The organism is Vibrio ponticus, assembly GCF_009938225.1.
GTDB lineage: Bacteria > Pseudomonadota > Gammaproteobacteria > Enterobacterales > Vibrionaceae > Vibrio > Vibrio ponticus.
Genome location: NZ_AP019657.1, coordinates 710,303 through 733,827 on the forward strand (window position 1 = coordinate 710,303; position 23,525 = coordinate 733,827).

Genomic DNA, 23,525 nt, shown 5'->3' on the forward strand with positions numbered 1-23,525 from the left:
CTTGTTATCACAATGCTTGAGTTACTCGCTATGAGAGCCAAATTGTTTAGCCGAGTAGGCAACGCGCTCTTCAGGTGTAGGATAGCGCCCCGGGGTACCCAAACTTTCAATATGACGCAAGCGTGGCAATAGACCAGCGCCATTGGCAATTTGAATCGCTAAACCAGGTCGAGCATTGAGCTCTAGTACCATCGGACCTTCTTCTTTATCGAGTACCATGTCGGTACCCATGTAACCGAGCCCGGTCATTTCCCACGCACTAGAGGCAAGCACCAACAGTTTTTCCCAATGTGGTACCTGTAAGGTCATCAGGTCTTTACCCGTATCTGGGTGATGGCTAATCGGGCGGTCAAATTGCACCGCGCGAATCGCTCTACCTGTAGCGATATCAAGCCCAACACCCACCGCACCTTGGTGCAAGTTTGCCTTACCATCAGACGCTGCGGTAGAACAACGCATCATCGCCATTACAGGGTAGCCTTTAAATACGATGATGCGCACATCTGGCACGCCTTCGTAACTAAAACCATCGAAACAGTCATCGAATTTAATTAGGTTCTCGACCACCGCAACGTCGTTTTTACCGCCGAGTGAAAATAGCCCTGCTAACGCGTTACTGATGTGGCGTTCAACATCTTCTTTGTTGATGCTTGAGCCTGAAGGCTTGGTGTAAGTACCATCCTTGTGAGAGGTGATCACTAGGATACCTTTACCCCCACTGCCTTGGGCAGGCTTAATTACAAAGCCCGGCCAATCTTTGACCATATCATGGATCTTTGGCACATCCGCTTGGTTGGCGATCACACCAATCAGTTTTGGTACGGTTGCCCCAGCCGCTTCGGCGATGATTTTGGTTTTAAGCTTGTCATCCACTAAAGGGTATTTTGAGCGATCATTGTAGCGACCAATGTAACTGTGGTTACGTTGGTTCATGCCCATAATACCCTTATGCTTTAGCTTAAAAGGGGAGGTGTAACGCTCTCTAAGTCGAGATAGAAACATGGCTTACTCCCCATCAACTAATGGCTTAAAGCGACGAAGCTCAGTCAAACGGTAACCAGTGTAAGTACCCAGCAGTAGAATACATGCCAGTACAATCAGCTGAAGACCAATAAAGTTAAAGGTCAGGTGCTGCACATATTCGTTGGTCATGGCTAGGTAAACCAAAACCGAAGTCATCAGTGAGCCGCCACCTTGCATAACTACTTCTTTCGGACCTTCTTCTTCCCATAGAATCGACATACGTTCAATTGTCCATGACAAGATGATCATCGGGAAGAAGGTAATCGACAGACCTTCAGTCAAACCGATCTTAAATGCCACCACGGTAAATACGGAGATAATCATAATTACCGTAATAATCACCGCGGAGATACGGGCAACAAGCAATAGGTTCAGTCGCGACAAATAGCTGCGGATCACCAGACCCGTACCGACAATCAGCAAGAAGCCTACAATACCAGTGAGCAACTGCGTTTGCACAAAGGCAACAGCAATCAGTACCGGCATAAAGGTACCAGAAGTCTTCAGACCGATAATGACGCGTAGGAATACCACGATCAGAGCACCGATAGGGATCAGCATGATGGTTTTAAACATCGCTTGCTCTTCCAGCGGTAAGCTGTGAATTGAGAGGTTAAGTAGCGCGTCCGCTTCTACTTTGTCTCGGGTCGCTTGCTGTGGTGAAATTTCCTGCGCCAGCATTGAGAAATGCACTTGGCTATTTTGACCGCCCATTAGGTCAAGCAGTGAGATGTTTGATTCATCCCACACCAGAATGTTTGGTGAGATCGCTTGATCAGCGGTTCTTGGGTTGAACAGTTGCCACTGCTTACCATCCCAAACTTGGTTCATTTGCTGGATCGTTTGACGACGGCGACCATCTTCTAACTCAATCACCCCAGCAATTTTGCTTGGGATTTTGTTGTAAGCCAGAATTTTATCAACCGCTTGTACACGGGACATGCCGTTTAGGATTAGTGCGGCATTTTGACTGTCGTTGTCGTTTAGCTGCTTAATAATCTCACGAGTAAAGGTAATGTCATCCGCTGAGCGTTTGCTCGCACGCTCAGTAAGGGCAACTACTGCCGCTTCCGTTGGACCATCAAAAGTGGGAGCGATGATTTCATCAGACGGCGGAATAGGTGTTACCTTCGCTTGTGGGTCGACTAGGAATTGCGCCTTGTAGTAGATGGTCTGAGGCCCCGTTGCTTGGCGAATAGACCACTCGGCGCGGCGACCTTGCTCGTTACTGGCATAGGCAACACCGTAACCCGCAGAAGATGAGTTTTCACTGATTTTAGTAAAACCAGTTTGTGTATCAGGCACTGCCAGTGACGCTTTGACTGGTTTACCTTCCGCATCGAATTGTACTCGAGCCTCAATATCCCAGACCTGACGAGTTTCACCCGGTGTCCAAGGCACACCGTAGCTTTCATGACGGAAAATACTTAGGGCAGCACCCACGCCGATAAGCAGCGCGACGAATATGTATAAAGGGACCTTAGAAGTCATAGCAAGCCTTATTGGTTTTATTCTTGTTCAGACTGAACGTACTTTTTGCTTACGTCTACCACCGCGATATCTTGAATAAATTCACGACCTAACAGCACAGGGTGGCTCATTTGAGAGCGGTCTGCCAGGGTAAACTGCGCTTTTTCATGAATTTTACCAACTTGAACCCAAAGTTCGACCACTGCGCGGCGTTCTACTTCAGTATTGGTTGATTGACGGATTTTCACAAACTTGACGATCGGCGCTTCAATCCAGTTGCTGTCATCAGACGGGGTATTTTCATCTGATAAATGGAAGCGAACCCACTTTTTACCGTTGCGTTCGAACTCTTCGACATCAACAGCATTCAGCGATGAGGTTGCTGCACCAGTATCCACACGAGCATCGAAAGTTTGCTTGATAGAATCAATCGTCACTTTCTCAATCGCGCCGAGAACTACGCCATGCGCAACAGGTTGTGGCGCTGGCGGGATGACAACAGGGGCAACCACTTTTTTCTCTTGCTCAACAATTTTTGCCAACGTCACGGTTTGCATGTCGATGGTTTTATCTTGCAGATGCTGGATTTTTTTCTCTAGGCTGGTGATGTACTCAGATTGAGCATCAACTTGAGTGCCAAGGGTTGAGATTTGTGCGTTAAGGTTCGTTTCAACCGCTTGAATCGCGGCTAAAGTCTCTTGATGATTTTGTGTGCTGTTAGTAAGGGTACAGCCAGATAACAGAGTAAGCGCTACTACAGGTGTTAATCGGATGAACATTAAAATGCCTACGTTTTCTTTTTGTTTCATTACAACAGGTGGTTATCGCGAAGCACCCATTGATAATGGTATGAGTTAATTAACGTTTTTAATTTTAGACTAAGGTGCACAAAACCTCATAGAAGAACTTAAAAAAGTTGTGTTGAGTGAAGAAGGAATAACCTAAGTCTATATCTGCAAAGGAATAAAATGTGATCTAGAGCCGATTTGTCAATAAACCGGTGACCACAACTTTAACTTTCGCCAAATAAAAAACGAGGATGCAATATGCATCCTCGTTAGGTTACTGATAGAGCAGTCAATTTGAGTTAAATCCATGTCAATTATTGATAATAGTCGCCAGGATTTATTTGTTGGTACTATGGCTTAGTCGCAACCAATACAGCGCGACGTGGTGCTGGGTGACCTTCAACCGTTTTACTTGGGTCGTTTTGATCTAAGTAATCTGGTAGTGAGTTGTGTGTCATCCAGTCGGTGGTGCGTTGTTCATCGGTTGATGTGACATTTTCATCAACAATACGCACGTCGACAAAGCCAACTTGCTCCAGCCAAACTTTTAGCGCTTTGGCTGAAGGGAAGAAGTAAACGTTACGCATTTGCGCGTAGCGATCGACCGGCACAAGTACAGAAGTCTCGTCACCTTCAATCACTAGCGTCTCAAGCACCAATTCACCGCCAGAAACTAGCTGATCTTTTAGTTGGATAAGGTGATCCAGTGGTGAACGACGGTGGTAAAGCACACCCATGCTAAACACGGTGTCAAACGCCTCGAGTTTTGGTAGCTGTTCAATACCAAGTGGTAATAGATGAGCGCGTTGATCGTCGCCCATCATTTTACGAATCGCTTCAAACTGGATCAGGAATAGGTGCGATGGGTCAATCCCCACAGTAAGGCGTGCGCCTTCACCTAACATGCGCCACATGTGGTAGCCGTTACCACAACCCACATCAAGTACACTGCGATTTTTCAGCGGAGTGATGTGTGGCAATACGCGATCCCATTTCCAGTCACTGCGCCATTCGGTGTCAATGTGGATACCATGTACGTGGTAAGGACCTTTGCGCCATGGGTGGAAGGTGCGCAGTAAGTTCTCAAGTTTTTTCAACTCACCGGTGTGCATTGGCTCGTTGTTTGTGATCGTTACTGACTCTTTGATATCGATGTTATCTGGCGTGCCAGCAGGAATTTTATTTAGCGCACGTAGCCAGCGATCAAAGTCACCGTGCTCTGCGTTTTGCCAGTCGGTCAGTTGCTGTGGCAATACATTTAGCCATGGCTGCAGACGCGTATCTTGGGCGATAAGTTGGTAGAAATTGGCAAAATTAAACATAGTTTTTCACAGAGTAATAGGTTAAAAAATTGACATAAAGTACTGGCAGCTAGACACTTCTCGCTTCTCGCTACTTAATCGCGAACATTGAACCAAAGTTAAAGCATTGGAACCACACGTCATAACTGCTAAAGCCGATTTGGGCGAAGCGCTCTTTGTGCTCTTTCTTTGAATCCGGACGCATCACGTTTTCAATTGCGCTGCGTTTTTGGCTGATTTCAAGTTCGCTGTAACCGTTAGCGCGTTTAAAGTCGTGGTGCAGATCAATCAACAGCTCATTAGAAACGGCATCTTCAAACACGTACTTTTCTGACAAGATCAAAATACCGCCCGGGCGCAGACCTGCGTAGATCTTTTCCAGCAGAGCGTAACGATCCGCAGGTGACAGGAACTGCAGGGTGAAGTTCAGTACCACAACCGAAGCATCAACGATCTCGATATCGCGAATGTCCGCTTCCACCACCTCTACTGGCGTGTCACTGCGGTAAGCATTGACGTGCAGTTTACAGCGCTCAACCATTGCCGAAGAGTTATCAACTGCGATGATTTGACAACCTTCTTGCTGAATGTGACGGCGCATCGACAGCGTAGCCGCACCCAATGAACAACCAAGGTCGTAAATATTGCTGTGTGGTTTTACAAAGCGTTCTGCCAACATGCCGATAGCTGAGATAATATTGCTATAGCCCGGTACAGAGCGCTGAATCATATCAGGGAAGACTTCCGCGACACGCTCATCAAACGTGAAGTCACCAATTTTGTCGATTGGCGCCGAAAAAATGGTATCTGGGTTGCTCTTTGGGTTCATAGATTTATCTCTTGCTACTTACAGTCAGCATTAAAAGGGCGCGTATTTTATGAAAAATTCGCGTCCATGTCATGTTTTGCATCAAGCCAATCGTCAGTAGTGGTTAAAACATACTGATTTGTGACTGACCATCGTTGGCAGGGAAGGGCGCAAGCTCTGGCAGTGCAACCTGCTGAGCCAGCTTCTGATAGAGCTTAAGCGCCAATTCAGGAGCCAATACATTGTCTGGGGTATGAATCATGAGATAGGGCTGTTTTCCGTCGGCTATCCATTGCGGCAGTTTGCTCAACCATGGCTTAAAAAAGTCCAGATTAGCGTCCAGTTCAGGATGACCAATAAAGCGAATCATCGGGTGATGAGCCGTTGCGATTGCATGCACAGGTACGCGCGGTTTCTTTTGCTGAGCATCGATGATCACTTCGTTAATGGGTTCGGCAGCAAACACAGGGCGGCTGTCCATAATGATGCGATCAATGCCAGCTTCGATTAACCAATGGTTGAAACGTTTTTCATCATCATTTTTGGCAAAATAGCCCAGATGGCGCACTTCAACACCAAGAGGAAAATTAGGCGGAAACAGCGCACAGAACTTTTGTAATGTCGGCAAATCGGCTGGGGTAAAAGCCGCCGGCAATTGAATTGTCCATTGCCCAATACGTTCGTGCAGCGGCGCCATAATCTGCATGAAATCTTTCAGCTGAGCTTGAGAGCCTTTGAGCATTTGCTGGTGGGTAATCGCTTTAGGTAGCTTGAAGGTGAATTTAAAATCATCATGCGTCGCCGCGTGCCAGTTACGTACCGTGGTCAGGTTTGGCGTGGCGTAAAAGGTGGTGTTGCCCTCTACGGTATGAAACACACTGGCGTACTTTTCTAGCCTTTCAGCTGGCTTGGTGCCACTGCCATAAAAGCTCTGTTGCCATTGATTATGCGACCACATCGTTAAGCCGAGACGCAAAGGTAATGATGTCATAATGATAGCTACGTAATTCCTTATAAAGAGACTTTACCTGAGCATAGCGATCCGAGACAACCGTTGGTGCCAATTAGTCGTGCTCACTGCACTCGCTGAACCTAGCATCTTGAGGTAAGTTGGGTATATAATCTCTGCCAATTTTTGCTATTGATGTGGTTTTGCCCTTTTGCTGGTTTAAAAAGCATCAATAGAGAGTAAATCGCAATAAATTGTATGCTGAATGGTCGATTTTATCTGGCTTTCAGCGTATAAATGGAACTTTGGTCCGTTGGCAATATCGTGCCCAGCGGACAGTATTAACATTATTTGAGAGATTGGGAATTTCATTATGCGTACCCATTACTGTGGTCACCTGAACAAGTCCCTTGCAGGACAAACTGTAGAACTATGCGGCTGGGTTAACCGTCGTCGTGATTTAGGCGGTCTGATTTTTATCGATATGCGAGATCGTGAAGGCGTTGTTCAGGTAGTTGTCGATCCAGATATGGCTGATGCTTACAAAGTAGCAGAGCAACTACGTAATGAATTCTGTATCAAACTAACCGGTGAAGTTCGCGCACGTCCAGAAAGCCAAGTAAATGCTGGCATGGCGACAGGTGAAGTAGAGATTCTGGCAACAGGTCTTGAAATCATCAACCGCAGCGACGTTCTACCACTAGACTTCAACCAAAAGAACTCTGAAGAGCAACGTCTAAAGTACCGTTACCTAGACCTACGTCGTCCAGAAATGAGCGACCGCATCAAACTACGCGCTAAAGCATCAAGCTTCGTACGTCGTTTCCTAGATGACAACGGCTTCCTAGACATCGAAACGCCAGTACTGACTAAAGCGACGCCAGAAGGTGCACGTGACTACCTAGTACCAAGCCGTGTACACAAAGGCAGCTTCTACGCGCTACCTCAATCACCACAGCTATTCAAACAGCTACTAATGATGTCTGGTTTTGACCGTTACTACCAAATCGTTAAGTGTTTCCGTGACGAAGACCTACGTGCTGATCGTCAACCAGAATTCACTCAGATCGATATCGAAACGTCATTCATGACGGCTGATCAAGTACGTGAAAAAACGGAAGAGATGATTCGTCAAATGTGGCAAGAGCTACTGAACGTTGATCTAGGTCAGTTCCCAGTAATGTCATTTGAAGAAGCGGCACGCCGTTTTGGTTCTGATAAGCCAGATCTACGTAACCCTCTTGAGCTTGTTGACGTTGCAGATATCCTAAAAGATGTCGACTTCAAAGTATTCTCTGGTCCTGCTAATGACGAGAAAGGTCGTGTGGCAGTGATTCGTGTACCAGGTGGCGCTGCGCTATCTCGTAAGCAAATCGACGAATACACTAACTTCGTAGGTATTTACGGTGCGAAGGGTCTAGCATGGATGAAAGTAAACGACCGTGCAGCAGGCTTTGAAGGCGTACAATCTCCAGTAGCTAAGTTCCTAAATGAAGAAGTTGTGGCACAACTACTTGATCGCACTCAAGCGGAAACTGGTGACATCATCCTATTTGGTGCAGACAGCAAACGCGTTGTAACAGAAGCGATGGGTGCACTACGTCTTAAACTAGGTACTGACCTTGAGCTAACTGATAAGTCAGCTTGGAAACCGCTATGGGTTGTTGACTTCCCAATGTTTGAAGAAGACGACGAAGGTAACCTACACGCGATGCACCACCCATTCACATCGCCGCTAGGTCTAACTGCTGAAGAGTTGAAAGCGAACCCAGCATCAGCTAACTCAAACGCATACGACATGGTTATCAACGGCTACGAAGTGGGCGGTGGTTCAGTACGTATCCACAACGCAGAAATGCAAGCAGCAGTATTTGATATCTTAGGTATCGATGCAGATGAGCAAAAACTGAAGTTTGGCTTCCTACTAGACGCACTGAAATTCGGTACACCTCCACACGCAGGTCTTGCTTTCGGTCTAGACCGTCTAGTAATGCTGCTTTGTGGTACTGATAATATTCGTGACGTTATCGCATTCCCTAAAACAACAGCTGCTGCGTGTCTACTAACAGACGCACCAAGCCTTGCTAACCCAGCAGCTCTTGAAGAGCTAGCAATTGCGGTTACAGTAGCGAAAGAGAAAGCAGCAGAGTAATTAACCCTGCTAATCAGATAGTAAAAAGCCACTTCCGATGAAGTGGCTTTTTTTATACCTGCAAACTTTGCAATTGAAGCATATCGCGATTGAAACAGCGCAGTTAAGCGAACAACATCCTTAACCACAGTCCCCATGGTGTCGTGATACCGGCAGTGAGGTACTTGATCTCACCATCTTTAATCACCGCAATGGTTGGCGTAACGCTAATGCCCCAAGCTTGACTTACGGGCTGCTCAACATCATTGATTACCGTAAACTGGTGTTGCTTCGCATCTAGGTACGACTGGATTCGCTCATCGTCGCCGGACGAAAGCGCCACTGTCACCACTTGATGATCGTTGGCAAACCAATCCACAGTTGGGCTAACCCACTTACACGCGCCGCACCAAGTCGCCCAGAAATAGACAATCACTGGCTCGCCTTGTTTACTGAGTGCATTCACATCAACTGGGTTGCCCTCAATATCCATCGCTTGGATCTCAGGTGCTTTACCTTTAGGGGCGGAACTACTGTGATAAAAGTCCATTGCATAAGATGCGCCCGCGATGATCACGAAGGCAAAGCCGAGCTCTCTTAACCAATATTTCCAACCGGATTTATTCTTAGTCTTACTCATGGTTGACTCGCTCTGCTAATTGCATCCATTACCTGTTTTTCCGACAAAATCACGGGCAGAGGAATACCTTGAGGCGCTCTTGGACCATAAACAATATTGAATGGCACGCCGTAACGACCATGACTTTGCAAATATTCGGTCACGCTAGGGTTTGGCGTTGTCCAATCACCCAGCATCAACACCATGTTAGGTTGTTGCAGTGCGGTATAAACCGGGTCTTGCAGCACCACGCCAATCTTATTGGCTTTACAGGTAATACACCAATCTGCAGTCACTTCGACAAACACGGTTTTACCTTGGCGAGTGAGTGAGTCAATTTTGTCTGCTTGCAGTCTTTGCCAAGGCAAATCATCGACCACAGGTGTCGCCCAGTTTCCCGCTGTTAGGCTGCCAACTACTAAGCTGCCACCGGCGAAAAGGGTCAATGAAGCGATCAACGGAATCAGCAGTTTTCGACCGTGAACACGACCCAACCAGATCACCGTGACGATCAAGATAATGCTACCAATCATCAGCACCGCAAACTTACCAAAAAACGGCATAAGCAGGCTGACTAACCAAATCGACGTAGCGAGCATCATAAAGCCAAATAGCAGTTTGATGCGGTTCATCCAAAGCCCAGGCTTAGGCATCAATCTCATTAAACTTGGAGCGATAGCGAACAGCAGCCAAGGCAAGCTCATTCCAACGCCAAGAGCGATAAAGATAATCCATAATTCGAGATAACTTGCGCCGAGCGCATAAGCGACTGCAGTGCCTAAGAAAGGCGCGCTACAAGGCGTCGCGAGTAGAGTAGCGAACATACCTTGAATAAAGTGCCCCAGATGGCTGCTATCACCTCGGCTTGCCATCCAAGTGTTTAAACCTGCCGGGAGTTTAAATTCAAACAAACCAAGTAGGTTAAGCGCGAATAACAGAGTGACAATCAGCATTAATAGCAGAAACTCTACGCTCTGGAATTGAATGCCCCAACCGATGCTTTCACCGCCAAGTTTTAGCAAACTCAGTACGCCTGCAATCAGCGCAAAAGAGCTGATGATGCCTAGAGCAGAGGCGATAAAAGAGGTGCGAATATGGCTTGTCGATGCTTGCTGTTGCAACGCAATGGTATTGAGCTTGAGACCTAACACTGGCAGCACACAAGGCATAATGTTGAGCAGCAAGCCACCCAGTAGTGCAAAGCCGAGCATAGTGACTAAGCCAGTTTGGCGATATTGAATCGGTAAAGTGCCGACACTGGCTTGATGCTCAGTGGCGAAGGTGTGATCTGAAATCGTGACCGCGACAGATTTGCCTGTTAAATCCACATCGCCTTTCCAGTTGGTCACATCAAATACAGCGGTGAGCTGGTGGCTGTCGAGTCCCTTATCGTTGTCGATGATAAGCTTTGGCTTGGCGAAAAACTCTCTTTCAACTTGTTTGCCATCAACCAAGACTTGCGGTGTCTGCCATGGTCGTTGGTTATTGAGTTGCACGATAAACTGCTGCTGCTCTGCGTTCCAATAGGTGGCTGTTACGCTAACATCAGGGTTGGCTTTCGGGCTCTGGCTCATCCCCTGATTGAACAAAAACATCGCGTCCGAATCGAGTGTCAGCGCCGTTGGATCAACGCTAAGATCGATAGGATAATCGGTGATCACACAGATATCGGTACAGGAAGGCAGTCTTAGATTGCCTTTAAGTCTGGCTGCTTGATTGGCATTGTCGAGCGTCAGAGTAAGCGGAAAGCTGACTTGATGCTTATAGCCTAAGGTCATGATTCCCAGCTGTTCAAAATAGTGGGGGATTGGCCAATGCCATTCAACGGCTGCAATATTGGTAGAATCTGACCAGTTTAATTCAGGGGCGATACCGGCTTCGCCAGGGCTACGCCAATAGGTTTTCCATTCACCTTCAAGGCGCACATCTAATACGGCTTGCACTTGTTTTAACTGAGGTTGCTGTTCCCCGGTTAAAAGCAGACGTAATTTGACCGGAGGATGCTTGGCATCCGTTATCCAACCAGTCGTTTGTGCATAGGCAAACGAGGATGACAGTGCGCTAAATAGTAGCGCGATAGAGAGAGTAAGCATCACTAAGCTTGGGCGGTTTAGTGAGCGTTTAATTTTATTCAGCGATGGCAACACTTGTTGCTCCATTTATTCAGTTGATTTTGGTTCATTTACCCACGATGTGGGCGTGATAGAAATACGTTCAACAAGTCGACGCGACGATGGGCGCTGACTTAGTGATAAACCAAGATCATTCGCGAAAAACACACTGAGTGAGATGCAATCGCCGTTTGGGCACCAGAGAAACTTTACTTAATCTTACCGAGTGATGCACCAGCACATGGTTAGCCAAAAGTGCGATGAGACATAACACCAAAAACGGTGCTAACCAGTCAGTCTTTGACTGTATCTGTGGCTGCGTCTGTGAAATTAGATGACATGAATCTTCACTGCTCGAAGGCGTGTCGATTTGCGCAGTAAAATGAGAGAAGTAAAGTTGCTGAAGATGGTTGTTATTTAATGCACTAGATTGCGAACGCCACTGTGACGAGAGCAATTGGGTGGAAGCGGTCAGGGTTTTATTTAGACAAGAGATCACAACTAAGGCGACCAATAGAGTTGCCCAGATTGCATGAAAACGTTGTCGAGAAGGTTGACCGTGCATCGCGTGTTTAAAGTCTCTGATGGTTGAGAGCCAAGCGTAGTGAAGATAGTAGGCGGATTCAAGCTGAGATTTGTAAACAAAAAGCCTACTGTGGCTGTTTGGGTTACTTTTGCCCAGCTTGTTAATTGTCCTTATCGCGCTATTTTACAGCGTGATTTCTTTCCATTCGCCTGGTTGTAGATCGCCCAGCACAACATCACCCATCGAATAACGAATTAAGCGCAGAGTAGGGAAGCCAATGTTGGCGGTCATACGGCGCACTTGACGATTGCGTCCTTCAATAATCGTAATCGCGAGCCAAGTGGTGGGGATATTAGCGCGAAAACGTACGGGTGGATTGCGCTCCCATACTTGCGGCTCCGCCATCACTTCCACTTTCGCAGGTAGCGTCATACCATCTTTGAGCTCAACCCCTTTGCGTAGCTTGTCGAGATCGGCTTCAGTTGGTGCACCATCCACTTGCACCCAGTAAGTCTTAGGTGATTTTGATTGCGGCTGCGTCAGCTTAGCTTGCAAGATGCCATCATTAGTGAGCACCAGTAAGCCTTCGCTGTCGCGATCGAGACGACCTGCGGCGTAGACATCTTTTACTGGGATGAAATCTGCCAGCGTTTTGCGTCCGTCACCGTCAGTAAATTGCGTCAAGGTATCAAAAGGCTTATTAAAGATCAGAACCTTGCGATCTTCTGGTCGGACACGCGGTTTATTTGAGGGCGTTTTTTTTCGTTGAGAAGACGAGTGTGGCTTCGCTTTACCGAACTTATCTGATTGTTTGAAACGCTTTGTCGTACGTTGAGTGGAATTTTTTGAAGACGGACGACTTGAACGTGTCTGCATGTTAACTACCCTGCAATTTTGTAAATAAAATGTATTGTTCGGTTTAACGGAAATGCGTTTTAAGCTATTATTTGCGCGCCAAAATCTGGATTGGCACACACATTGTTGAACACGATAATAGACTATTATCCAGCTTTTGTTTAATTATAACAATTGTACCCAAGTAGCCGCGAGATGTATGGTACTTGGAGATAGATCTCATGGATTTAGCCATTTGTGGCTGAAATAAATAAAAGAGACAGACAAATCGCGACAAGTGAGGGGATGAAGCATTAGCTTGTAAGCGACCACAAACCCAGAGCCATTCATCCGACAGGCTTTGGTTGAACAATAGGGAAATTTCATGCCTACCGAAAAACCGACAATTATCTATACCATTACTGATGAAGCACCAGCACTAGCGACTTACTCTCTATTGCCAATTATTCAATCTTTCACTGCTTCTTCAGGTATTGACGTTGATACTCGTGACATCTCTCTTGCTGGGCGAATTATTGCTAACTTCCCAGAGCATTTAACGGCAGAACAACGTATCGGTGACGCACTTGCGGAGCTAGGTGAGCTAGCAAAAACACCAGAAGCGAACATCATCAAACTACCGAACATCTCAGCTTCTGTGCCGCAGCTTCACGCAGCAATCAAAGAACTTCAAGCTAAAGGCTACAACCTACCAAACTACCCTGAAGAGCCAGGCACTTACGAAGAAGAAGCGATTAAAGCGACTTACGATAAAATTAAGGGTAGTGCAGTAAACCCAGTACTACGTGAAGGTAACTCAGACCGTCGTGCGCCTCTTTCAGTGAAGAACTATGCGAAGAAAAACCCACACTCAATGGGCGCATGGTCAAAAGACTCTCTGTCACATGTGGCGAGCATGACAGAGAAAGACTTCTTCGGTAGCGAAAAATCGACCACCATTGATGGCGCAACGGAAGTAAAAATCGAGTTCGTTGCACAAGATGGTGCAGTGAAACAACTTAAAGCGCCATTCGCGCTACAAGACAAAGAGATCATTGATAGTTCAGTAATGAACAAGAAAGCATTGGTTGCCTTCTTTGAAGAGCAAATCGAAGCGGCGAAATCTCAAGATGTGTTGCTATCACTGCATATGAAAGCAACCATGATGAAAGTGTCTGACCCTGTGATCTTTGGTCATGCGGTTAAGGTTTACTACAAAGACGTATTTGCTAAATACGGGCAGCTATTTGCTGAACTTGGCGTTGATGTCAACAACGGTATCGGTGATGTGTACGCTAAGATTGCGAACTTGCCAGAAGCGCAAAAAGCAGAAATCGAGGCAGCACTGCAAGCGGTTTACGAGACACAGCCACCATTGGCAATGGTTGATTCAGATCGCGGCATCACTAACCTACACGTACCAAGTGACATCATTGTCGATGCATCAATGCCAGCAATGCTACGCGCTTCAGGTCAAATGTGGGGTCCTGATGGTAAGCAAAAAGACACCAAAGCACTGATCCCAGATCGCTGCTATGCAGGTATCTACCAAGCGGTTATCGACTTCTGTAAAGAGAACGGTGCCTTCGATCCAACCACCATGGGCAGCGTGCCAAACGTTGGTCTAATGGCGCAAAAAGCAGAAGAGTACGGCTCACACGATAAAACCTTTATCCTCGATGCAGCAGGTACAGTACGCGTGGTTGATGCCAACGACAACGTATTGCTTGAGCAGGCGGTTGAAGAAGGTGATATCTTCCGTATGTGTCAGGTAAAAGACGCGCCAATCCAAGATTGGGTTAAGCTAGCGGTAACGCGTTCACGTGCAACTGGCGCACCAGCGGTATTCTGGTTGGACGAAGCACGTGCACATGACGCAGAACTCATCAAGAAAGTAAATGCTTATCTACCGGAGCATGATGTTGATGGCCTTGAAATCAAGATCTTGGCACCGGTAGAAGCATGTCAGTATTCACTAGTACGCATCAAAGAAGGTCTCGATACGATCTCAGTAACGGGTAACGTACTGCGTGACTACCTAACCGATCTCTTCCCAATTCTGGAGCTAGGTACGTCAGCGAAAATGCTATCAATTGTACCGCTAATGAATGGTGGTGGTCTGTTTGAGACGGGTGCGGGTGGCTCAGCGCCTAAACACGTGCAACAAGTAGAGAAAGAAAACCACCTACGTTGGGACTCGCTCGGTGAGTTCTTGGCGCTCGCGGCTTCTCTAGAGCACCTAAGTGTGGTCACAGGCAATGCGAAAGCACAGGTATTGGCGGATGCTCTCGATAAAGCAACAGGTGAGTTCCTCGACAACAACAAGTCACCATCACGTAAAGTGGGCGAACTTGATAACCGTGGTAGTCACTACTATCTAGCCACTTACTGGGCTCAAGCACTGGCTGCACAAACTGCGGACGCTGAACTAGCGGCACAATTTGCGCCAATCGCGAAAGCGCTAGGTGAAAATGAAGAGAAGATTGTTGCAGAACTCAATGACGCACAGGGTGTGAAAGGTGACCTAGGTGGTTACTACGCACTTGTATTTGATAAAGCGGCGCCATTGATGCGTCCAAGTACGGCACTGAACGCAATCATTGATGCATAATTATCTATATTGATAGCTCATCGTTGATATGAAGCAAAGGCTTGGGAGACCCCAAGCCTTTTTGCTAACTGGGCATAGTGAGTGTGATATCTACAACCAAACAAAAACCCGCTGTCGAGCGGGTTTATCGTTTCTAACTTTGTTCTACATCGGCAGCGTTTATTTTACTGGCAGAGCTTCCAGCGGAGTTACTACACTAGCGTGGTATCCTTTAGGACCTTCTTCTACTTCGAACGTGACTTGTTGGCCTGCTTTCAGAGTACGATAACCGTCCATTTGGATAGTTGAATAGTGTGCGAACACATCACTGTCCTCCCCCTCTGGACAGATAAAACCAAATCCTTTGGCATTGTTAAACCATTTTACTGTACCTGTAGCCATGCTATACATCCCTCATGCATTGTTGTTAGTTTCCCAATTGGCGGCACTCCTGTACGCCAATAGTTAGTACTCAAAGAGCTTTCAAAGCGAGCAAACCAGCCAAGCTTCGTTCTTCAAGTTGAAGCCGTTTGAATAACAGTGAATATCCATTCAAGCGCTGCCGAAATTTCAATCACTTATTTTCCAGAGTAGTCAATGAGAGAGCACAGTCAATAGTAAAAAGGTATTACATGCTAAATATTTGAATACAAACTTGCGTCACTTTTTACATTTTAATAACGCATTTCACTGCCGTATCATAAAAATGCACCTAAATTGAGTGGCTTTTGTTGTTATTTTAATCACTTTGTCGTGATTCGACGTAAGAAAGAAATGTTTTATTTGCAGCGATACAATTGCTAGATTAGTCTCTAAGTATGGGCTTTTTTTAACTGCTTGTGCTTTTTGCTTTTATTAAGAGATCTATCCACCTTTTCCGTACAGCAAAGTGTTAAAATAACGGCGAAACTAGCTAAACGATACGTATCATGAGCAAGCATTTTGAATGGGTAACTCCGGACTCAGATCTTCTGGAGTTAGAGAAAACGAAAGTAAAGCCACCGGCTATGTATAACGTTGTTCTGAACAATGATGATTACACGCCAATGGACTTTGTAATTGAAATCCTTGAGCGTTTTTTCTCTATGGACATAGATAAAGCGACGCAAGTAATGCTTAAGGTCCACTACGAAGGTAAAGCGGTCTGTGGCACCTTTACTGCAGAAGTGGCAGAAACAAAAGTAGCGCAAGTTACCATGTATTCAAGGGAAAACGAGCACCCACTACTGTGCACAATGGAACAAGCGTAAAGCTTGGTCGAACAATTACAATTAAGTTGTTCTTTTAGGAGGTCCTTATGCTGAATAAAGAGTTAGAGTCGAGTCTCAATGGCGCGTTTGCCCGTGCACGAGATAAAAGACATGAGTTTATGACTGTCGAGCACCTCCTGCTAGCGTTATTAGAAAACGACGCAGCGCGAGATGCGCTGGCGGCTTGCCAAGCTGACATTGACGCTTTGCGCAATGAGCTTGACGTTTTTATTGATCAAACCACGCCATTAATTCCTGAAAATGACGAAACGCGAGAAACGCAACCAACGTTGAGTTTCCAACGCGTGCTGCAACGTGCGGTTTTCCATGTTCAATCATCTGGTCGCAGTGAAGTGACCGGTGCCAACGTATTGGTCGCTATTTTTAGCGAACAAGAATCTCACGCGGCTTACCTACTGAAAAAAAATGACGTTAGTCGTCTTGATATCGTTAACTTCATCTCTCATGGCATTACCAAAGGTTCTGGATCAAACGACGAACCTTCCTCAGATTCGTTTAGTAACGATACTACGCCAGAAGAAGCGAACGGTGAGGAGCGTCTAGAGAGCTTTGCGACCAACCTAAACCAAGTGGCGAAGAAAGGTCAGATTGACCCGCTGATTGGTCGTGATAAAGAACTTGAGCGTACTATTCAAGTGCTCTGCCGTCGCCGCAAGAATAACCCGCTGTTGGTGGGTGAGGCAGGCGTAGGTAAAACGGCGATTGCTGAAGGTCTAGCTTGGCGCATTGTGGAAGGGCAAGTGCCTGAGATCATCAAAGACAGCGTGATCTACTCATTAGACATCGGTTCGCTATTGGCTGGTACTAAGTACCGTGGTGATTTCGAGAAACGTTTCAAAACCATTTTGAAGCAACTTGAGAAAGAAGAAGAGGCAATCCTATTTATTGATGAGATCCACACCATCATCGGTGCGGGTGCGGCCTCTGGTGGTCAAGTAGACGCGGCAAACCTCATCAAACCATTATTGAGCAGTGGCAAATTACGTTGTATTGGCTCAACAACTTACCAAGAGTACAGCAACATCTTTGAGAAAGAGCGTGCACTATCTCGCCGCTTCCAGAAGATTGACGTTGTCGAACCGTCCATTGATGACACGACTAAGATCCTGATGGGTCTAAAACCAAAATATGAAGCGCACCACGAAGTTCGTTACACCAACAAAGCACTGCGTGCTGCGGTTGAGCTATCGGCGAAGTATATCAACGAGCGTCATCTGCCAGATAAAGCCATCGACGTTATCGATGAAGCGGGTGCTCGTAGTCGTCTTGCTCCTGCAAGCCGTCGTAAGAAAACCGTTGGCGTTGCGGATATCGAAGCGATGGTCGCGAAGATGGCTCGTATTCCAGAGAAATCAGTCTCATCGTCTGATAAAGAAACACTGCAAACTCTTGATCAGAAAATGAAGATGTTGGTGTTCGGTCAAGACAGTGCGATTGATGTACTAACCGAAGCGATCAAATTGACTCGTGCAGGTCTTGGTGCAGAGAATAAACCAGTCGGTTCGTTCCTATTCGCAGGTCCTACTGGCGTAGGTAAAACCGAAGTTACGGTGCAGCTATCGAAGTTGCTGGGTATCGAACTTCTGCGCTTTGATATGTCGGAGTACGGTGAACGTCACTCGGTGAGCCGTTTGATTGGTGCGCCTCCAGGTTACGTCGGTTACGATCAAGGTGGTTTGTTAACCGACGCCGTTATCAAACACCCACATTCAGTGGTACTGCTGGATGAGATTGAGAAAGCACACCCAGATATCTTTAACTTGCTACTGCAAGTGATGGATAACGGTACTCTAACGGACAACAACGGTCGCAAAGCTGACTTCCGTAACGTGATTCTGGTTCTGACGACCAACGCTGGTGTACAAGAAACAGAGAAACGTTCGATTGGTCTGGTGCAACAAGATCACAGCCCAGATGCGATGGCGGAAATCAAGAAAGTGTTTACACCAGAGTTCCGTAACCGTCTTGATAACATCATGTGGTTCAATAGCCTAGATGAGCAAGTCATCGCTCAAGTGGTTGATAAGTTCATTGTTGAGCTGCAAGCACAGCTGGATGCGCGTGGCGTATCGATGGAAGTATCAGACGAAGCTCGCCAATGGTTGGCGGTTAAAGGTTACGACAAAGCGATGGGTGCGCGTCCAATGGGTCGTGTGATCCAAGAGCAGCTGAAGAAGCCACTGGCGAACGAACTATTGTTCGGCTCACTGGTTGATGGCGGCTCAGTGAAAGTGACCTTGAAAGGTGATGAATTGAAGTTCCAATTCGATAAAGAAGCAGAGCCAGTTCATTAATCTTAAGCATGCCTAATAAAAAGCCAGAACAGTGTTCTGGCTTTTTGCATTTTCTACCGTTTAAAACCGATTAGAGTTTGGCTTTAATCGCTTGATAGGCAAATTCCACTTCTGCTGGAATAGGCTGCTCAATCTGAAAACCTTGCGCAGGGTAGTGCTTAATGCGTTCGAAATCGCCCAGCATCGCCTCTAGTGCGGTAAACAAATCAATATCTTCGCTAAAATAATCAGTGAAAGACTGTTTGGCTGAACTTACCGCAACGTACTCCACTTCATAAGGCCACTGTTTAACAAAGGTCGCGTAGGCACGCCTTTCCATGTAGGGCTTTTGCACTAAGATAATCCGGCGCAGTGTTAAGCCGAGTTTGTTACACAACTGAGCACTGAACAGCACGTTTTCACCACTGTTTGTCGATTGGTTTTCAATCAGAATATCTTGCGAGGGTACACATAAATCCCTTGCGATCGCCGCAAAAGTTTCCGCTTCACTCTGCTCAAAAACGCCATCGGTTAAACGACCAAACCCACCCGAAAACAGAATCTTGCTGGCTAAGCCCTGCTTATAGAGACTGACCGCATGCTCGGCGACGCGAGGATCATTGCTGCCAAGAACAAACAGACAGTCGGCAGGCTCGAGTGCATGCTCAAGTTGCATGTAGTTCCAAAGGGTATCGATGTGTTGATAGAGTTTCACATTCACCTCTTAAATAATTTCAAGCGTGTGCTGGAAATGGAATTTGTAGCCAAGCTCAACCAACTTATCTGCACTGATGTGCTTGTCAGCGTGGTGAACTAAAGCTGGTAGGCTAAGAGCTAGACCACTGCGATCGATAGCAGCTTGGTAAAATTCAGCTTTGCTGGTGGTATTGGGCGTGGTGGCATTAACTACTTGATTATCGATATGTAGTGCCGCGTAACTTACCGCGCCAATGGCATCAGTAAGATGCAGCATATTGGCCGGTGCTTGATCACTGACTTGTTTTAAATGCGTGACAAAACGAGCAGGGTTACGCTCAGGACCGACGAGACCGCTACAACGTACTACCGCGTAGTCGATGCCGCTATCAATTAGACATTGCTCTGCGTGAAGCATAACTTTGGCATTGGCAGAAAAGTCATCGCAGTCTTGTGTTAGTACCAAGCTTGCCATCTCTTCCGACATACTTTCAGCGCGGTTGGGATAAACCGTGGTTGAACTGACCATCACGATTTTTTCGACTGCTAAGCGTTCAGCGGCGGCAACCAAGGTTTGCCAGTAATGCGCGTATTCATCGCCGTTGCCTCGGCGAAAGCCGGGTGGAAAGCAGCCGATTAAAATTTGTGGCTGAAAAGGGGCAAGGGCAGTGACAACGTGAGATTCGCCTTGTGACAGATCAACCACTGTCGCTGGTACTTCATCGCAGTCGATATGTTGTGCGCCTTCTAAGCTGGTTTTGGTTACCACGACCGCATGACCAAGGTTAGCTAAAAACTTACTTAAGGGTAACCCTAACCAACCGCCACCGACGATTCCAATTCGTTTCATGTTGGACTCCTTGTTATTAACTGGCATTACGTAATTCACGTAGTCTTTGGCGAAAATAACTGTGTGCCGGACAATTGCCCACACTTTGATGTTGTATCACATCTATATTGGCTTGCCAGGTCAAATTTTCAAACTGAGAGCGTAAACGGACCAACTTATCTTGACTGATATCACTTTCAGCAAGGTGCTTAGGCAACATTCCCCAGCCAAAGCCACTCGCAACTAACTCAATCAGCATATAGTAATTGTCAGCAAACCATACATCTGGGCTGTAGGCTTGCTGAAAGCTGCTCATCTCACTGGTTTTCGAACGGATAACCACTTGGCGGTGTAAACGCAGTACATCAAGATGAGGTAATGTCTCATTGGATAACGGGTGTTCTTTCGCGACATACACATCAAACTCAATCCCGCCAAGCCCTTCAAAGTCGACATTATCATCCAGTGAAGCCTCACTAAACATGATCCCCATTGTCGCGCGCTTATCAATCACTAACTGACGAATATCAATACTTGAAGCGGATAAACATTCAAAGCGCAAAGTTGGAAAGCGCTCAGAGACATCCTTAAGAGCTTGAGATAATTGAGTGAGCGGAATGCCTTCGTCAATCGCTAACGTAATATCTTTATGCGATGTGTGCTCGAGTTGATTGGCACAATGCAGCAGACGGCGATGTTGTACCAAAGACGCTTTGGCATAGGGCAACAGCTTTGCGCCTTCGGCGGTTAATACTGGGTATCTACCAGAGCGATCAAATAACTCTACACCAAAATCGATTTCTAGATTGATGATGTGCTGGCTAATCGCTGATTGAACTTTATTGAGATGACGAGCAGCAGCTGAAAAAGAGCCTTGTTCTACTGTGCTGACAAATGCTTCTAGTTGGTCGATGCTGAACATATCGTTTTTACTGATGGTACCTAACTTTTAACTATCATATTTCAAGATAATAATAAGCGCAAATCGAAACACACTGAGAGAAACACCATGCAAACTAAAGAGCGTATTTTCCATGCCATCACCTTTGAAGCGGTTGCTCTAGCGATCATCATTCCTGCAACTGCCTTGATTACAGGCAAAGCGACGGGTGACTTAGCGATTGTGGGTATTGGCCTAAGTTTGTTTACTGTCGTTTGGAACTACTTTTACAACATCTTGTTTGATCGTTGGTTTGGTAGTGATCGTAGCAACCGATCTTTGAAGATGCGTATCGGGCATACGTTTGGCTTTGAAGGCGGTTTGATTTTCCTGACTGTGCCAACCATTGCTTGGTTCTTACAAATCAGTATTGGCGCGGCATTGTTGCTGGAAGCGGGATTCTTAGTCTTTTTCTTCTTCTATGCGACGGGCTTTAATATGGCGTACGACCGCATTCAGCCTTACAAATGGTTATTCGGTCACAAAGCGAAGGCAACCGCTAAGGCTTAAGCGTTTGGCGTGAGATAGCAAAAGAGCACCGTTTGGTGCTCTTTTCTTGTTTGGGGATTATTTCGCGCTTTTCAGCACGCGTAAAATTTTATCCGCGTGTTCTGCTACCTCGATACCCTCGTCGGTTAGGTAGCCACCGTCTGGCAGTGTGCATAGACCTTTCTCGTAAAGGCGAGTCACTGCTTGTTGCATTTCTTCTGATGCGTCGCTATGAACTTTAATGCCAGTAGCTGCGCTACTAAGATCGAATTGCAGTAGCAAATTTAATTCAGATAGATGTTCTGGCAAGTATTTCATGGTTTGTTCCTTATAGTTAGTCATGCCAAGTGCTCGTCAGCCACTGTGGGTAATAAATAACCGTCTTCACTTAAGTGATGCGGTTGAGCGTCTTGGCTTAGCTCAAAGTACTGCGATTAGTGCGATGAAACAACGTTATCTGATAAGAATTGTTATCTCGCCCATAAAAGTAGAATTTTGCATAACGGATGGCTTTATTATGAAAAATTAGCCTAAAGAGCAGAAATAGCAAATATTACACTTTTATTAAAATATCAAGTTGTTGATTTTATTTAAAATATTTGATTTTGGTTTAGTTCGGTTTAGCTAATTTTGTACGGTAATTTTCAATATAACTCTGTGTGGTTAGTCTCGTTACAAACATTTTCAGTTAACTTAAAAATTAGCACTTGAATAAAGTCACATTTAGGAGGAGTATTCGCGACCACTTATTAACCCGCTTCAAATTGTTAACCCATGATAAACTTAAACCAATTTGACTCTCTATTGCCGCCACAAATGGCTGAACGCGCAGCGGAAATTGGCCTAGGCAAAGCAACTAAAGATCCAATGAAATCTCTATTACTGGCAATCTCAGCTGGTATTCACATTGGTATCGCTTTCATCTTTTATACCACAGTAACGACCGGTGCTTCCGACATGGCTTGGGGCATGAGTCGCTTAATTGGTGGTATCGCCTTCAGTTTAGGTTTGATCCTTGTTGTTGTAACAGGGGGAGAGCTATTTACCAGTTCGGTATTGACTCTAGTTGCCCGCGCAAGCGGTAAGATCACTTGGGGTATGCTGTTTAAAAACTGGGTAGTGGTGTATATAGGTAACCTGATTGGTGCGTTGTTGCTGGTTGGTTGTATGCTAGTCACCAAACAGTACATGTTCGGTCATGGGGAAGTGGGCTTAAATGCGATGGCAATATCGCAGCATAAGTTGCACCACGGTTTCTTCCAAGCCGTTGCGCTTGGCATTATGTGTAACGTACTCGTCTGTATTGCGGTGTGGATGACGTTCAGTGGTCGCACTTTAACAGATAAGATCATGGTCATGATCCTGCCGGTGGCAATGTTTGTCTCAGCGGGTTTTGAGCACTGTATTGCGAACATGTTCCAAGTCCCAATGGCAATTGGCATCAAATACTTTGCACCGGCTGAGTTTTGGCAAATGACCGGGGCGAACATCGCGGACTACGCGGATCTAAATCTGGTTGATTTTATCCTGAACAACCTGATCCCAGTTACATTAGGCAACATTATTGGTGGCGGATTGTTCGTTGGTATGTGGTACTGGCTAATCTACTTACGTGATGATATTCACTGATATACCGTTCCACTTAAATGCTAAAAGGCTCGCCATGCGAGCCTTTTTTTTATCACTTGATTAGCGCTTTGCGTAATAGAAAAGCCGCTCTGAAGTCGTGATCTCTTTGGGCTCATCTACAAGCCAGTTCTTTTCCTCATCCTTATTCATTTCTAACTCACTATACAGATAGAGAGGCAAGTCAGTATCCATCATCGTTGGCAGCATCGAAGTTCCCTTTATCCACATGATTGATGTTCAATCTAGGT

21 protein-coding genes are annotated in these 23,525 nt (G+C 46.1%); 6 read left to right on the forward strand and 15 right to left on the reverse strand.

The window, feature by feature from the left end; genetic code table 11:
* Window positions 1-21: 21 nt before the first annotated feature.
* From GZN30_RS03175 to GZN30_RS03200, 6 genes are all read right to left on the reverse strand, one after another.
* The gene (locus tag GZN30_RS03175; protein WP_075648023.1) at window positions 22-1,002 is read right to left on the reverse strand and encodes an alpha-L-glutamate ligase-like protein; all 981 of its coding nucleotides are present in this window, start codon (window positions 1,000-1,002) and stop codon (window positions 22-24) included.
* A gap of 3 nt (window positions 1,003-1,005) precedes the next feature.
* Window positions 1,006-2,514 (reverse strand): inactive transglutaminase family protein, encoded by a 1,509-nt coding sequence (locus GZN30_RS03180; RefSeq protein ID WP_075648022.1) that lies wholly within the window; start codon window positions 2,512-2,514, stop codon window positions 1,006-1,008.
* A gap of 17 nt (window positions 2,515-2,531) precedes the next feature.
* Window positions 2,532-3,272: an ATP-dependent zinc protease family protein gene (locus GZN30_RS03185; protein ID WP_075648045.1), complete on the reverse strand. Its 741-nt coding sequence runs from the start codon at window positions 3,270-3,272 to the stop codon at window positions 2,532-2,534.
* Window positions 3,273-3,631: 359 nt separating this feature from the next.
* Entirely contained in the window at window positions 3,632-4,603 is a 972-nt protein-coding gene (gene cmoB, locus GZN30_RS03190) for a tRNA 5-methoxyuridine(34)/uridine 5-oxyacetic acid(34) synthase CmoB (protein ID WP_075648021.1), read from the reverse strand.
* Between the two features lie 70 nt (window positions 4,604-4,673).
* A complete protein-coding gene (cmoA, locus tag GZN30_RS03195) occupies window positions 4,674-5,411 on the reverse strand; it encodes a carboxy-S-adenosyl-L-methionine synthase CmoA (RefSeq protein WP_075648020.1) in 738 nt (245 codons plus the stop codon).
* A gap of 103 nt (window positions 5,412-5,514) precedes the next feature.
* The gene (locus GZN30_RS03200) at window positions 5,515-6,381 is read right to left on the reverse strand and encodes a DUF72 domain-containing protein (RefSeq protein WP_075648019.1); all 867 of its coding nucleotides are present in this window, start codon (window positions 6,379-6,381) and stop codon (window positions 5,515-5,517) included.
* Between the two features lie 331 nt (window positions 6,382-6,712).
* Here GZN30_RS03200 and aspS point away from each other — a divergent pair, with 331 nt between their 5' ends.
* Window positions 6,713-8,491, forward strand: coding sequence for an aspartate--tRNA ligase (aspS, locus tag GZN30_RS03205; RefSeq protein WP_075648018.1), 1,779 nt, complete (start codon window positions 6,713-6,715; stop codon window positions 8,489-8,491).
* A gap of 103 nt (window positions 8,492-8,594) precedes the next feature.
* On the opposite strand, the gene GZN30_RS03210 is transcribed toward aspS, so the two are convergent.
* From GZN30_RS03210 to GZN30_RS03220, 3 genes are all read right to left on the reverse strand, one after another.
* Complete coding sequence (locus GZN30_RS03210) at window positions 8,595-9,110, reverse strand: protein disulfide oxidoreductase (protein ID WP_075648017.1); 516 nt, start codon at window positions 9,108-9,110, stop codon at window positions 8,595-8,597.
* A complete protein-coding gene (locus tag GZN30_RS03215) occupies window positions 9,107-11,182 on the reverse strand; it encodes a protein-disulfide reductase DsbD family protein (RefSeq protein ID WP_075648044.1) in 2,076 nt (691 codons plus the stop codon). Before GZN30_RS03215 ends, GZN30_RS03210 begins: the two co-directional genes overlap by 4 nt.
* A 727-nt stretch (window positions 11,183-11,909) precedes the next feature.
* Window positions 11,910-12,602: a pseudouridine synthase gene (locus GZN30_RS03220; RefSeq protein WP_075648015.1), complete on the reverse strand. Its 693-nt coding sequence runs from the start codon at window positions 12,600-12,602 to the stop codon at window positions 11,910-11,912.
* A gap of 343 nt (window positions 12,603-12,945) precedes the next feature.
* On the opposite strand from GZN30_RS03220, the gene GZN30_RS03225 reads away from it, so the two are divergent.
* Complete coding sequence (locus tag GZN30_RS03225) at window positions 12,946-15,171, forward strand: NADP-dependent isocitrate dehydrogenase (protein WP_075648014.1); 2,226 nt, start codon at window positions 12,946-12,948, stop codon at window positions 15,169-15,171.
* A 159-nt stretch (window positions 15,172-15,330) separates the two neighbouring features.
* Here GZN30_RS03225 and cspD read toward each other — a convergent pair whose 3' ends face one another.
* Complete coding sequence (gene cspD, locus GZN30_RS03230; protein ID WP_075648013.1) at window positions 15,331-15,552, reverse strand: cold shock domain-containing protein CspD; 222 nt, start codon at window positions 15,550-15,552, stop codon at window positions 15,331-15,333.
* A 527-nt stretch (window positions 15,553-16,079) separates the two neighbouring features.
* Between cspD and clpS the strand changes: the two genes are divergently transcribed.
* Window positions 16,080-16,400: an ATP-dependent Clp protease adapter ClpS gene (gene clpS, locus GZN30_RS03235; RefSeq protein WP_075648012.1), complete on the forward strand. Its 321-nt coding sequence runs from the start codon at window positions 16,080-16,082 to the stop codon at window positions 16,398-16,400.
* A gap of 47 nt (window positions 16,401-16,447) precedes the next feature.
* Entirely contained in the window at window positions 16,448-18,715 is a 2,268-nt protein-coding gene (clpA, locus tag GZN30_RS03240) for an ATP-dependent Clp protease ATP-binding subunit ClpA (protein WP_075648011.1), read from the forward strand.
* A gap of 70 nt (window positions 18,716-18,785) precedes the next feature.
* Here clpA and GZN30_RS03245 read toward each other — a convergent pair whose 3' ends face one another.
* The 3 genes from GZN30_RS03245 to GZN30_RS03255 are packed head-to-tail and all read right to left on the reverse strand — an operon-like array spanning window position 18,786 to window position 21,141.
* Complete coding sequence (locus GZN30_RS03245) at window positions 18,786-19,370, reverse strand: YdcF family protein (RefSeq protein ID WP_075648010.1); 585 nt, start codon at window positions 19,368-19,370, stop codon at window positions 18,786-18,788.
* Window positions 19,371-19,418: 48 nt separating this feature from the next.
* Window positions 19,419-20,240, reverse strand: coding sequence for an NAD-dependent epimerase/dehydratase family protein (locus tag GZN30_RS03250; protein ID WP_075648009.1), 822 nt, complete (start codon window positions 20,238-20,240; stop codon window positions 19,419-19,421).
* Window positions 20,241-20,256: 16 nt separating this feature from the next.
* Window positions 20,257-21,141 carry a LysR family transcriptional regulator gene (locus GZN30_RS03255; protein WP_075648008.1) on the reverse strand — a complete coding sequence of 295 codons (885 nt, stop codon included), beginning with the start codon at window positions 21,139-21,141 and terminating at the stop codon, window positions 20,257-20,259.
* Between the two features lie 87 nt (window positions 21,142-21,228).
* Between GZN30_RS03255 and GZN30_RS03260 the strand changes: the two genes are divergently transcribed.
* Window positions 21,229-21,669, forward strand: a complete 441-nt coding sequence (locus tag GZN30_RS03260; protein ID WP_075648007.1) for a PACE efflux transporter — start codon at window positions 21,229-21,231, stop codon at window positions 21,667-21,669.
* A gap of 57 nt (window positions 21,670-21,726) precedes the next feature.
* Here the strand turns inward: GZN30_RS03260 and GZN30_RS03265 are convergent, their stop codons facing one another.
* The gene (locus tag GZN30_RS03265) at window positions 21,727-21,966 is read right to left on the reverse strand and encodes a TIGR02647 family protein (RefSeq protein ID WP_075648006.1); all 240 of its coding nucleotides are present in this window, start codon (window positions 21,964-21,966) and stop codon (window positions 21,727-21,729) included.
* Window positions 21,967-22,425: 459 nt separating this feature from the next.
* Here GZN30_RS03265 and focA point away from each other — a divergent pair, with 459 nt between their 5' ends.
* Window positions 22,426-23,277 carry a formate transporter FocA gene (focA, locus tag GZN30_RS03270; protein WP_075648043.1) on the forward strand — a complete coding sequence of 284 codons (852 nt, stop codon included), beginning with the start codon at window positions 22,426-22,428 and terminating at the stop codon, window positions 23,275-23,277.
* Window positions 23,278-23,337: 60 nt separating this feature from the next.
* On the opposite strand, the gene GZN30_RS03275 is transcribed toward focA, so the two are convergent.
* Window positions 23,338-23,505, reverse strand: a complete 168-nt coding sequence (locus GZN30_RS03275; protein WP_161987026.1) for a hypothetical protein — start codon at window positions 23,503-23,505, stop codon at window positions 23,338-23,340.
* Window positions 23,506-23,525: the final 20 nt, after the last annotated feature.

Excerpts from the sequence above, each read along its gene's own strand:
- GZN30_RS03175 (WP_075648023.1), bottom strand. The coding sequence starts at position 1,002 with ATGTTTCTATCTCGACTTAGAGAGCGTTACACCTCCCCTTTTAAGCTA.
- GZN30_RS03180 (WP_075648022.1), bottom strand. The coding sequence starts at position 2,514 with ATGACTTCTAAGGTCCCTTTATACATATTCGTCGCGCTGCTTATCGGC.
- GZN30_RS03185 (WP_075648045.1), bottom strand. The coding sequence starts at position 3,272 with ATGTTCATCCGATTAACACCTGTAGTAGCGCTTACTCTGTTATCTGGC.
- cmoB (WP_075648021.1), bottom strand. The coding sequence starts at position 4,603 with ATGTTTAATTTTGCCAATTTCTACCAACTTATCGCCCAAGATACGCGT.
- cmoA (WP_075648020.1), bottom strand. The coding sequence starts at position 5,411 with ATGAACCCAAAGAGCAACCCAGATACCATTTTTTCGGCGCCAATCGAC.
- GZN30_RS03200 (WP_075648019.1), bottom strand. The coding sequence starts at position 6,381 with ATGACATCATTACCTTTGCGTCTCGGCTTAACGATGTGGTCGCATAAT.
- aspS (WP_075648018.1), top strand. The coding sequence starts at position 6,713 with ATGCGTACCCATTACTGTGGTCACCTGAACAAGTCCCTTGCAGGACAA.
- GZN30_RS03210 (WP_075648017.1), bottom strand. The coding sequence starts at position 9,110 with ATGAGTAAGACTAAGAATAAATCCGGTTGGAAATATTGGTTAAGAGAG.
- GZN30_RS03215 (WP_075648044.1), bottom strand. The coding sequence starts at position 11,182 with ATGCTTACTCTCTCTATCGCGCTACTATTTAGCGCACTGTCATCCTCG.
- GZN30_RS03220 (WP_075648015.1), bottom strand. The coding sequence starts at position 12,602 with ATGCAGACACGTTCAAGTCGTCCGTCTTCAAAAAATTCCACTCAACGT.
- GZN30_RS03225 (WP_075648014.1), top strand. The coding sequence starts at position 12,946 with ATGCCTACCGAAAAACCGACAATTATCTATACCATTACTGATGAAGCA.
- cspD (WP_075648013.1), bottom strand. The coding sequence starts at position 15,552 with ATGGCTACAGGTACAGTAAAATGGTTTAACAATGCCAAAGGATTTGGT.
- clpS (WP_075648012.1), top strand. The coding sequence starts at position 16,080 with ATGAGCAAGCATTTTGAATGGGTAACTCCGGACTCAGATCTTCTGGAG.
- clpA (WP_075648011.1), top strand. The coding sequence starts at position 16,448 with ATGCTGAATAAAGAGTTAGAGTCGAGTCTCAATGGCGCGTTTGCCCGT.
- GZN30_RS03245 (WP_075648010.1), bottom strand. The coding sequence starts at position 19,370 with ATGCAACTTGAGCATGCACTCGAGCCTGCCGACTGTCTGTTTGTTCTT.
- GZN30_RS03250 (WP_075648009.1), bottom strand. The coding sequence starts at position 20,240 with ATGAAACGAATTGGAATCGTCGGTGGCGGTTGGTTAGGGTTACCCTTA.
- GZN30_RS03255 (WP_075648008.1), bottom strand. The coding sequence starts at position 21,141 with ATGTTCAGCATCGACCAACTAGAAGCATTTGTCAGCACAGTAGAACAA.
- GZN30_RS03260 (WP_075648007.1), top strand. The coding sequence starts at position 21,229 with ATGCAAACTAAAGAGCGTATTTTCCATGCCATCACCTTTGAAGCGGTT.
- GZN30_RS03265 (WP_075648006.1), bottom strand. The coding sequence starts at position 21,966 with ATGAAATACTTGCCAGAACATCTATCTGAATTAAATTTGCTACTGCAA.
- GZN30_RS03275 (WP_161987026.1), bottom strand. The coding sequence starts at position 23,505 with ATGTGGATAAAGGGAACTTCGATGCTGCCAACGATGATGGATACTGAC.